At 38.6% G+C, this 10,308-nt stretch carries 10 protein-coding genes; 8 read left to right on the top strand and 2 right to left on the bottom strand.

What is annotated here, in order from left to right:
• The first annotated feature begins 21 nt into the window (after nt 1-21).
• The 6 genes from sufC to HMPREF0518_RS05125 are packed head-to-tail and all read left to right on the top strand — an operon-like array spanning nt 22 to nt 5,485.
• Nucleotides 22-816 (top strand): Fe-S cluster assembly ATPase SufC, encoded by a 795-nt coding sequence (gene sufC, locus HMPREF0518_RS05150; RefSeq protein WP_003626810.1) that lies wholly within the window; start codon nt 22-24, stop codon nt 814-816.
• Nucleotides 817-827: 11 nt separating this feature from the next.
• Nucleotides 828-2,105: a Fe-S cluster assembly protein SufD gene (gene sufD / locus HMPREF0518_RS05145; RefSeq protein ID WP_003626809.1), complete on the top strand. Its 1,278-nt coding sequence runs from the start codon at nt 828-830 to the stop codon at nt 2,103-2,105.
• Nucleotides 2,080-3,318, top strand: a complete 1,239-nt coding sequence (locus HMPREF0518_RS05140) for a SufS family cysteine desulfurase (protein WP_003626808.1) — start codon at nt 2,080-2,082, stop codon at nt 3,316-3,318. The genes sufD and HMPREF0518_RS05140 overlap by 26 nt, the downstream gene beginning before the upstream one ends.
• Complete coding sequence (gene sufU, locus HMPREF0518_RS05135) at nt 3,305-3,766, top strand: Fe-S cluster assembly sulfur transfer protein SufU (RefSeq protein WP_003626807.1); 462 nt, start codon at nt 3,305-3,307, stop codon at nt 3,764-3,766. The genes HMPREF0518_RS05140 and sufU overlap by 14 nt, the downstream gene beginning before the upstream one ends.
• Nucleotides 3,759-5,162 carry a Fe-S cluster assembly protein SufB gene (sufB, locus tag HMPREF0518_RS05130; RefSeq protein WP_003626806.1) on the top strand — a complete coding sequence of 468 codons (1,404 nt, stop codon included), beginning with the start codon at nt 3,759-3,761 and terminating at the stop codon, nt 5,160-5,162. The genes sufU and sufB overlap by 8 nt, the downstream gene beginning before the upstream one ends.
• The gene (locus tag HMPREF0518_RS05125; protein ID WP_003626804.1) at nt 5,162-5,485 is read left to right on the top strand and encodes a metal-sulfur cluster assembly factor; all 324 of its coding nucleotides are present in this window, start codon (nt 5,162-5,164) and stop codon (nt 5,483-5,485) included. Before sufB ends, HMPREF0518_RS05125 begins: the two co-directional genes overlap by 1 nt.
• 86 nt (nt 5,486-5,571) lie before the next feature.
• Here the strand turns inward: HMPREF0518_RS05125 and HMPREF0518_RS05120 are convergent, their stop codons facing one another.
• Both HMPREF0518_RS05120 and HMPREF0518_RS05115 read right to left on the bottom strand, forming a co-directional pair.
• On the bottom strand, nt 5,572-5,937 hold the full coding sequence (locus HMPREF0518_RS05120) for a bacteriocin immunity protein (RefSeq protein WP_003626801.1): 366 nt from the start codon (nt 5,935-5,937) through the stop codon (nt 5,572-5,574).
• Between the two features lie 5 nt (nt 5,938-5,942).
• Nucleotides 5,943-6,698, bottom strand: a complete 756-nt coding sequence (locus HMPREF0518_RS05115; protein WP_003626800.1) for a DeoR/GlpR family DNA-binding transcription regulator — start codon at nt 6,696-6,698, stop codon at nt 5,943-5,945.
• A 288-nt stretch (nt 6,699-6,986) separates the two neighbouring features.
• On the opposite strand from HMPREF0518_RS05115, the gene HMPREF0518_RS05110 reads away from it, so the two are divergent.
• Both HMPREF0518_RS05110 and HMPREF0518_RS05105 read left to right on the top strand, forming a co-directional pair.
• Nucleotides 6,987-9,386 carry a phosphoketolase family protein gene (locus HMPREF0518_RS05110; RefSeq protein ID WP_003626798.1) on the top strand — a complete coding sequence of 800 codons (2,400 nt, stop codon included), beginning with the start codon at nt 6,987-6,989 and terminating at the stop codon, nt 9,384-9,386.
• 66 nt (nt 9,387-9,452) lie between these two features.
• Nucleotides 9,453-10,301 carry a patatin-like phospholipase family protein gene (locus HMPREF0518_RS05105; RefSeq protein WP_003626797.1) on the top strand — a complete coding sequence of 283 codons (849 nt, stop codon included), beginning with the start codon at nt 9,453-9,455 and terminating at the stop codon, nt 10,299-10,301.
• Nucleotides 10,302-10,308 lie beyond the last annotated feature (7 nt).

Genomic DNA, 10,308 nt, shown 5'->3' with positions numbered 1-10,308 from the left:
GATTACTGAAAGGAAATATATATGTCAGTTCTGGAGATAAAGGATTTACACGTTGAGGTCAAAGATGATGAAAAGAAAAAGATGAAGGAAATCCTGAAGGGAGTCAATTTAACCCTTAAAACTGGAGAAATTCATGCCATTATGGGTCCTAATGGTACAGGTAAGTCGACGTTGTCTGAGACTATTATGGGAAATCCACATTATCACGTAACTCAAGGTGATATTTTGTTAAATGGTGAAAGTATCTTAAGTATGCCAGTTGATGAGCGTGCTCGTAAAGGACTTTTTTTAGCAATGCAATATCCTGCCGAAGTTCCTGGTGTTACTAATGCGGAATTTTTAAGAACTACGATTAATGTACGCCGTCCTAAAAATGATCCAATGCCAATAACTGAATTCTTGAAAGAATTGGATAAGAATCTAGATCTGCTTGATATGAATGAAGCAATGACTGAACGTTACTTAAATGAAGGCTTCTCAGGTGGTGAAAAGAAGAGAAATGAAATTTTACAATTATTGATGATTAAGCCACAATTTGCCATCCTGGATGAAATTGACTCAGGGCTTGATATTGATGCTCTTAAGGTAGTGGCTCGTGGTGTAAATGCAATGCGTGGTGACAACTTCGGTTCATTAATTATTACTCACTATCAAAGATTGCTTAATTACATTGTACCCGATGTAGTTCATGTTATGATGGGTGGCCGTGTTGTCAAAGATGGTGGCCCTGAACTGGCTAAACGTCTTGAAAATGAAGGCTATGCTGGCCTGCGCGACGAATTAGGTCTTCATATCAAATTAGTTGATGAAGATTAGGAGGCTATCTCATGGATGAGAAGGCACAATTAATTAAATTAAGTGAGGAAAATCATGAACCGTCCTGGCTTACTAAAAGAAGAGAAAAGGCTCAAGAACAAATTTCTCAATTAGCTATGCCAAAGATGGAACACTTTCATCCTGGTGATGTAGATTTTGCAAACAAATCTGAAACTATATGCACCAATGATGCAAGTAGTGAAAATGTTACAGAAGATTTTGAAACTAATCTAATTCAGTTTGGTACTGATACTATTCAAACTAACTTATCACCAGAGATGGCTAATAAAGGTGTAGTATTAGTTGATCTATTTGAGGCGTTTCGTGATTTGCCTGATTTTATGCGTAAATATTTCATGACCGAAGTAATTAAAGGTGATGAAAATAAATTAAATGCGGAACATTTAGCTTATTTAAACAGCGGAATTTTGCTTTACATTCCTAAAAATGTTGTTTTAGATGATCCAATTGAAGTTAAGCTAATTCAAGACAGTACTAAAAAATTGAATTGGTACCAACATTTGTTGATCGTGGCAGATAGTAATAGTAGTTGTCGTTTTTTGCAACACTTAACTACAGTTGGCGAAGAAAGCAATATTGCGAATATGATGGTGGAAATCATTGCTAAACCAGGCAGTCATGTTGAATTTTCATCAGTAGAAGAATTAAGCAAGAAAACCACTTTTTACTTTGATCGTCATGCCAATATTGAAAAAGATGCGCATGTTGAATGGGCTGTTGGATTGATGAACTCTTGTGATACCTTGGGCGAAATTGATTCAGAGCTAGTTGGCGAAGGTAGTTATGCTAACTCACAATTGGTTTCAGTTACTAGTGATAAGCAAAAGTACTTTATCAATAATCGCGTTACGAATCGTGGCCCTCATTCAACGGGTTTAATTAATCAGCGTGGGGTTCTGTTAGATCAATCCAAGCTGATCTTTAACGGGATTGGTCAAATTGTTCATGGAGCTCATGGCTCTAAAGCTGATCAACAGAATAGAGTATTGATGATGTCACCAGATGCTCGTGGGGATGCAAACCCCTTACTGTTAATTGATGAAAACGATGTTATTGCTGCTCACGCTGCAAGTGTGGGACCAGTTGATCCTGTTCAAATGAATTATTTGATGAGTCGTGGTATTCCTTATGATCAAGCACAGAGATTAGTTATTAGAGGCTTTTTGGGTGCAGTGTTGGATGCAGTTCCAGATAAAGATGTCCGGCAAAAGATGATTGATATTCTAGAAAGAAAATTGATTAATGGACAAAAATATCAAGCAAATTAGGGATAATTTTCCTATATTAAAACGCAAAATCAATGATAGTCCCTTAATTTATTTAGATAATGCTGCTACAGCGCAGATACCTGTGTCAGTTAGTAAAAAAATGATGCATTTTGACGAAACTTATCGGGCCAATGTTCATCGTGGCGTCCATACTTTAGGGATGTGGGCTACTAAGTATTACGAAAGCGTGCGCGAGAAAGTTAAAGATTTCATTCATGCTAAAAGTGAGCGTGAAATAGTATTTACTAGTGGTTGCACTGATAGCTTGAATTTAGTAGCTAATACCTATGGTGAGCAGAATATTCAGGCTGGGGATGAAATCGTGGTTTCCATCATGGAACATCACAGCAATTTACTTCCTTGGCAACAGTTAGCGATGCGTAAGCATGCTAAGCTTAAGTTCATTGAATTAGATCAGGAACAAAAGCTTGATTTAGCAGATGCTAAGAAGAAGATCACGCCTAAAACAAAAATTATAGCAGTTGCCCAAGTTAGCAACGTATTAGGATGCATTAATCCAATTAAAGAATTGGCTCAGCTAGCTCATCAAAATAATGCAGTTATTGTCGTGGATGGCGCGCAGGCTATCGGTCATTTTGATGTTAATGTGCAAGAACTAGAAGCTGATTTTTATGCTTTTTCTGGACATAAAATGTTTGGCCCAGATGGCATCGGAGTTTTATATGGGAGAAAAAAGTTATTAGAGAAGATGCCACCATATCGTTTAGGCGGTGAAATGATTGCTAATGTAACACGTGAGGGTGCTACGTGGGCTCCTGTTCCTCAAAAATTTGAAGCTGGCACGCCAAACATTGAAGGGGCAATTGGCCTAGAAGGCGCAATTGATTTTATTGAACATGTTGGTTTAGATAAGCTGCGGCAATATGAGCAAGATTTAATTGATTATGTATTTCCAAAAATACAAAAAATAGCAGGATTGACGTTTTATGGCCCTCAAAATATCAGTGAACGCAGCAGCGTAATTTCCTTTAATATGCAAGGTATTCATCCTCATGATTTGGCTACAGCACTAGATCTAGAAGGAATTGAAGTGCGAGCTGGTCATCATTGCGCACAGCCTCTAATGGAAACTCTAGGAGTTGAAAGTACTGTGAGAGCTAGTTTTGCGATTTACAATACTCAAGAAGAAGCGGATAAGTTCTTGAGCGCATTAGTAGTAATAAAGGAGTTCTTCCAAAATGAGCTTAGATAGGCTTAAATCTTTATACCGTGAAGTAATTTTAGAAAATGCAAACAATCCACAGAATCATGGCAGTCTTGCTGATGCTGATTATCAAACAACAGTGTATAACTCTAGCTGTGGAGATAAATTGAATTTATTTCTTAATTTGAATGATCAAAATGAGATTTCCGCGATCAAATTTAATGGCGAAGGTTGTACAATTAGTCAAGCTTCTGCGAGTTTAATGACTCAGGTTGTTAAAGGAAAGAATAAAGATGAGGCAATAGAAATTGCTAAGATTTTTTCCAAGATGGCAATGGGCAAAGATTGTAGCAAGGATGAGATTGCCAAACTGGGGGATGCACAAATAATGACCAATATTATGATGTTTCCAGCTAGAATCAAGTGTGCAACTTTAGCCTGGTGGGCACTTGAGCGGATTTTGTTAGGCAAAGACGAGGACGAAGAAAATGACTAAGGTAGAAGACATTGTAAAAGATGAAGATTATCAATATGGGTTTCACGATAATGTGAAACCAAAGTTCTCAACTGGACGTGGTTTAAACGAAAAAGTTGTTAGAAAAATTTCTGCAGAAAAGCATGAACCACAATGGATGTTGGATTATCGTTTAAAGTCATTCAAGATCTACCAAAAAATGGCAATGCCTAATTTTGGACCAGATTTATCAGGTCTTGATCTGAAGGATATGCTTTACTATCAAAAAATGACGGATAAAAAATACCGTGATTGGAAAGACGTACCTGAAGATATCAAAGAAACTTTTGAGCGCCTGGGTGTGCCGCAAGCTGAAAGAAAGTACTTGGCTGGTTCAGCTGCTCAGTATGAGTCAGAGATGGTTTATCACAACATGAAGAAACAATTCGATAAGCTAGGCATTGTCTTTATGGATACTGATAGCGCCTTGCAACAATATCCAGAATTGTTTAAAAAGTATTTTGGTAAATTAGTAAAACCAACTTCTAACAAGTTTGCCGCATTAAATGGCGCTGTATGGTCTGGTGGTACATTTATTTACGTGCCTAAAGGCGTTAAGGTACCAACTCCTGTTCAAGCTTACTTTAGATTGAATGCTGAAAATTCTGGTCAGTTTGAAAGAACTTTAATCATCGTGGATAAGGGCGCGCACCTTGATTATGTTGAAGGATGTACTGCTCCACAGTATTCATCTGGTTCATTGCACGCTGCGGTAGTTGAAGTCAATGTGTTGAGTGATGCATATTGTCGTTACACTACTATTCAAAACTGGTCAGATAATGTTTATAGTTTGGAAACCAAGCGAGCTGTAGCTGGTGCGCATGCCACGATGGAATGGGTAGACGGCAATTTAGGTGCGAAAGTTACTATGAAGTATCCTAGTGTTTATTTGAATGGTGAGGGTGCACGCGGAACGATGCTTTCAATTGCGGTTGCACATCACGGCATTCATCAAGATTCTGGGGCAGGGATGTTTCATAATGCACCTAATACCTCTAGTTCAATCGTTTCCAAGTCAATTGCCAAAGGTGGAGGTTCAACCGATTATCGTGGTAGCGTCAAGTTTGCTAAAAATTCAGACGGTTCTAAAGCTCACGTTGAATGCGACACGATTATTATGGATGATCAATCATCTTCAGATACAATTCCAACTAATGAAATTAACAACGCTCATGTAGCGATGGAACATGAAGCTACGGTATCCAAGGTTTCTGATGAGGAACTATATTATCTTGAAAGCCGTGGTATTCCTGAAAGGAAAGCTACCGAAATGATCATTATGGGATTCGTAGAACCATTCACTAAACAATTGTCAATGGAATATGCTGTGGAGCTTAACCGATTGATTAGTTTCCAAATGGAAGGAGCCATTGGCTAATGGATGTTAGCAAATTAAACGAAAAAGAAAAAGCTGTTTATGATGCTTTGGCGAAAGTGATTGATCCAGAATTAGGCGTATCGCTCATTGACTTAGGTTTGATCTATAAAATTGATGTAGATGATCAAGGAGTCTGCAAGATTAATTGGACTTTAACTACTATGGGGTGTCCAATTACCAATGTCTTGACTGGATCAATTTATGAAGCAGCGATGTCGATTGATGGAATAAAGAAGTGTGAAACAAAATTGGTCTATTATCCACAATGGACACCAGATAAGATGAGCAGAGAAGCACGAATGCTTCTTGGAATCCATCTTTAGGATAAAGAAAGTCGTTACTCTAATCGGATTAGGGTAACGACTTTTTTGGATTCATTTTTTTGATCTAGAGCATGTCTAGATTTTACCTAAATATTAGCAAATTGCTTTTCTGAATCAATAGGACTCAGATAAACATAAGAAAGATTTACATATTTTGTCAATTCAGTTAATTTTCGCATTAAATCTTCTTGCTCAGGAGTTAGATGCAAGTGATTTAACGCTACAGTAGCTTCAATGTACATTACTAATTTGCTGGTATATTCCATAGGATGATCATTGTTATCAAATTTATTCATGACCAAACCAATAGCATCACGAATAGGACGATAGCGACCAATGTTCATTTCATTGTAGATATCACTGGAAAAACTGTTGTAAAACTTTTTAAGTTCCTGATAAACTTTTTTATTATCAGAAGTGGCATGTTTGTTATGAGTAAATAGGCTGAACATAATAATTACTCCTTTAAGATAGGTATAATCTGTGTTTTAGAATCAAAAAGAGATCTTTGTTCCTCCGTTAAGGACGTGTCCGTAATTAGGACATCAACTTTATTTAACAGAGCGGACATATATGGAGAAGACGAAATATTAGTAAATTTAAATTTCTCAGCTACTAAAACAACTTGGTTGGCACGAGCAATTGCCGTACGTACAATTTCCGCGTCTTCCATTCTAGGGGTGTAGACGCCATCAGCTCTTATTTTGGAAGCCCCAATGAATGCTGTATTGAAATGAATCTTGCGAATCGTTTCCAGAGCTGCTTCCGAATAGATGTAGCGTTTGATTAAGCCACCTAGCAGTCGAACGGATGGAATTTCGCTGGTTAACATGCTTAATGCATTGTCGATTGAGTTAGTTACTACTTGTAAATCCATTCCGTTAAGCAAAGGACAGAGTTGTTTTAAAATAGTTGAAGAACCGATGAAATCGCATTGACCGGGATGGACGAATCTTTTTGCCATCTTGGCCATTTTCAGTTTAATGGGCGACTGAATTTGATTTCTGGCTAAAAAATCAGGTACGCTATTTTGATCAATTTCCATCAATCCACCATGAATGCGGATTGCTTGGCCAGTTGAAGTTAAGTGAATCACATTTCGTCGAGCGGTATCAAAGGAAATTTGAAAATGCTCGGCAAGCTTTCTGGTTGAAAGCTGGTGCTTTTCTTTTAATAGTTTTTTGATTTGAATTAGTCGTTCTTCTTGAGTCATCTTTCGCTCTCCATCAATTAATCTAACATGTCAGTCTGCTGCTGTAATTATTTGATCTTGCTTGTTTATCTGTACTTATCAGTATTTGCTCAAGCAAACACTTATATTAAAAAGCGAAAATAGCGTAACTACAAGAATAAGACGATGCGGTTGTAAATCTTAAGACTTATTTAAATTGGTAGTATCCAATTGCAAAAATGATTGAATTTGACAAGAAGATTGGTATGATAGAATTATAAATAATACAATATAAAAGAGCTGACTTAGAGCGCATAAGGAGAAAAATAAATGCCAGTTGATTACGATTCTAAAGACTATTTAAAGAGCGTTGATGCTTATTGGCGCGCAGCCAACTACTTATCAGTTGGTCAGTTGTTCTTAATGAAAAACCCACTTTTGAGACACAAATTAGTTGCGGAAGATGTTAAACCCAAGCCAATTGGTCACTGGGGCACGATTGCACCACAAAACTTCATTTATGCCCACTTGAACCGGGTACTTAAGAAATATGATTTGAATATGTTTTACATTGAAGGTTCTGGTCATGGCGGTCAGGTAATGGTTTCTAATTCATACCTTGATGGTTCATACACTGAACGTTATCCAGAAATCACTCAAGATGAAAAGGGTATGGCTAAGTTGTTCAAGCGTTTCAGTTTCCCAGGTGGTGTTGCTTCACACGCTGCTCCTGAAACTCCAGGTTCAATCCACGAAGGTGGGGAATTAGGTTATGCATTGTCTCACGGTGTAGGTGCAATTTTGGATAATCCAGATGTTATTGCCACAGTTGAAATTGGTGACGGTGAAGCCGAAACTGGTCCGCTTGCTGCATCTTGGTTTAGTGACAAGTTTATTAACCCAATTAAAGATGGTGCAGTATTGCCAATCTTGCAAATCAACGGCTTCAAGATTTCCAACCCAACGATCGTTTCCAGAATGAGCGATCAAGAATTGACTGAATACTTCCGCGGTATGGGTTGGGACCCACACTTCGTTTCAGTCTTTAAGGGCAGCCGTTTCGATGGTGAAAAGGATCCAATGCAAGTTCATGAAGAAATGGCTAAGACAATGGATGAAGTCATTGAAGAGATTAAGGCTATTCAAAAGCACGCCCGTAAAAATAATGATGCTACCTTGCCACATTGGCCATTAATTATCTTCCAATGTCCAAAGGGTTGGACTGGTCCTAAGAAGGATCTTGATGGTAATCCAATTGAAAACTCATTTAGAGCTCACCAAATTCCCATTCCGGTATCTCAAAGCGACATGAAGCATGCAGATATGCTGGTTGATTGGCTTGAAAGCTACAAGCCTGATGAATTATTCAATGAAGATGGTTCACCAAAGGAAATCGTCCTTGAAAACACTGCTAAGGGTGACCACCGTATGGCTATGAATCCAATCACTAACGGTGGAATTGACCCTAAGCGTTTGAACTTGCCAGATTATCGCGACTTTGCCTTGAAGTTTGATAAGCCAGGCTCTGTTGAAGCACAAGACATGGTAGAATGGGCTAAGTACTTAAATGAAGTAGCCAAGCTCAACCCAACTACTTTCCGTGGCTTTGGTCCAGACGAATCTAAGTCTAACCGTTTGTTTAAACTTCTTGATGATCAAAAGCGTCAATGGGAAACAGAGATTCATGAACCAAATGATGAAAACTTGGCTCCAAGTGGTCGAGTAATTGATTCACAATTATCAGAACACCAAGACGAAGGCTTCCTTGAAGGTTATGTCTTGACTGGTCGTCACGGATTTTTCGCAACCTATGAAGCATTTGGCCGTGTAGTTGATTCAATGCTTACCCAACATATGAAGTGGCTCAGAAAAGCTAAGGAACAATACTGGCGTCATGATTATCCATCACTTAACTTTGTAGCAACTTCAACTGTATTCCAACAAGATCACAACGGTTACACTCACCAAGATCCAGGTATTTTAACTCACTTGTTTGAAAAGAATCGTCCAGATCTTGTTCATGAGTACTTGCCATCAGACACCAATACTTTATTGGCCGTTGGTAACAAGGCATTGCAAGATCGTGAATGCATTAACGTCTTGGTAACTTCAAAACAACCTCGTCCACAATGGTTCTCAATTGAAGAAGCACAAAAGCTGGTTGATCACGGTTTAGGCTATGTTGATTGGGCTTCAACTGATAAGGGTGCTAAGCCGGATGTAGTCTTTGCTTCAACTGAAACTGAACCAACAATGGAAACTTTGGCAGCAATCGATATCTTGCACGACAAGTTCCCAGATCTTAAGATTCGTTACATTAACGTGGTTGACGTGATGAAGTTAATGAGCCCTAAGGATAATAAGAATGCTTTTTCTGATGAAGAATTTGATCGCTTATTCCCTAAGGATGTTCCAGTAATCTTTGCATGGCACGGCTACAAGACCATGATGGAATCAATCTGGTTTGCTAGAAACCGTCATAACGTTCACATTCACTGCTATGAGGAAAATGGTGACATTACTACTCCATTTGACATGCGTGTTTTGAACCACTTGGACCGTTTCGATTTAGCTAAGGATGCTGTTGAAAGCGTTGAAAAATTAAAGGGCAAGCATGCGGACTTCATTAGTCATATGGATGACTTGCTTGAAAAGCACCACCAATACATTCGTGATTATGGTAAAGATATGCCAGAAGTTACTGAGTGGAAATGGAAAGGCTTGAAGTGATTTTAAAATAAGAATAAATTAGACCTATGTCGAAAAAACATAGGTCTTTTTTATAGGGGATAGGTTATGAAATCAGGTTTAGTTTTAGAAGGCGGAGCCATGCGTGGGCTTTTTACCGCGGGTGTGCTTGACGTCTTAATGGAAAATAATATTAGTTTTGATAGTGCAATTGGCGTTTCAGCTGGTGCGGCTTTTGGCGTTAATATGAAGTCGGGACAGATCGGCCGAGTATTGCGTTATAATCTGCGCTTTACGGGTAAGCCATATTATGCAAGCTGGAAGTCATGGCGCAGATCAGGTAATTTGTATGCGGCCAACTTTTGTTATCACGTTTTGCCAGATAAGTTGGATGTATTTGATAAGAAGACTTTTATGGCTAATCCGATGGACTTTTGGTGTGTGGCAACGGATGCCGCAACAGGAGAGCCAGTTTATCATAAATTGAGGGATGCGGGTTATGTAGATTTAGAATGGATCAGAGCCTCATCATCGATTCCATTTTTTGCGCATCCGGTAGCTATTGGTGGTCATTATTATTTTGATGGCAGCGTTTCAGATTCGATCCCGTATGGCTTTTTGAAGAAGAATAATTTTGATAAAAAGATCGTGATTACAACTCAGCCAAAGGAATATCGAAAGAAACAAAGCAAACTTTTCCCAGTTGAAAAGGTGCTATTGCGTGAGTATCCGGCCGTATTAGATAAGTTGGCTACAAGAGCAGAAGATTATAACGCCGTGTTGGACAACATTGAAGCGGATGAAAATGCGGGAGAGACGTTTGTCATTCGTCCGCCAGAAGCATTAAATATTGGCACGCTTGAGCAAGATAAAAATGAGATTAAGCGTGTCTATCAGGTGGGACGTCAAGAGGCTGAGAAGATTTTGCCTGGTTTGGTTAGTTATTTGAATGAGTAAAATTAAG

This window comes from Lactobacillus helveticus DSM 20075 = CGMCC 1.1877, from assembly GCF_000160855.1.
In the GTDB taxonomy this organism is placed as follows: domain Bacteria; phylum Bacillota; class Bacilli; order Lactobacillales; family Lactobacillaceae; genus Lactobacillus; species Lactobacillus helveticus.
The sequence above is the reverse complement of the archived record's forward strand: the minus strand, read 5'-3'. Positions and strand labels throughout refer to the sequence as shown.

Coding starts and splice junctions, on each gene's coding strand:
- sufD (WP_003626809.1), top strand. CDS start 828: ATGGATGAGAAGGCACAATTAATTAAATTAAGTGAGGAAAATCATGAA.
- HMPREF0518_RS05120 (WP_003626801.1), bottom strand. CDS start 5,937: ATGTTCAGCCTATTTACTCATAACAAACATGCCACTTCTGATAATAAA.
- HMPREF0518_RS05125 (WP_003626804.1), top strand. CDS start 5,162: ATGGATGTTAGCAAATTAAACGAAAAAGAAAAAGCTGTTTATGATGCT.
- sufC (WP_003626810.1), top strand. CDS start 22: ATGTCAGTTCTGGAGATAAAGGATTTACACGTTGAGGTCAAAGATGAT.
- HMPREF0518_RS05140 (WP_003626808.1), top strand. CDS start 2,080: ATGGACAAAAATATCAAGCAAATTAGGGATAATTTTCCTATATTAAAA.
- sufB (WP_003626806.1), top strand. CDS start 3,759: ATGACTAAGGTAGAAGACATTGTAAAAGATGAAGATTATCAATATGGG.
- HMPREF0518_RS05105 (WP_003626797.1), top strand. CDS start 9,453: ATGAAATCAGGTTTAGTTTTAGAAGGCGGAGCCATGCGTGGGCTTTTT.
- HMPREF0518_RS05115 (WP_003626800.1), bottom strand. CDS start 6,698: ATGACTCAAGAAGAACGACTAATTCAAATCAAAAAACTATTAAAAGAA.
- sufU (WP_003626807.1), top strand. CDS start 3,305: ATGAGCTTAGATAGGCTTAAATCTTTATACCGTGAAGTAATTTTAGAA.
- HMPREF0518_RS05110 (WP_003626798.1), top strand. CDS start 6,987: ATGCCAGTTGATTACGATTCTAAAGACTATTTAAAGAGCGTTGATGCT.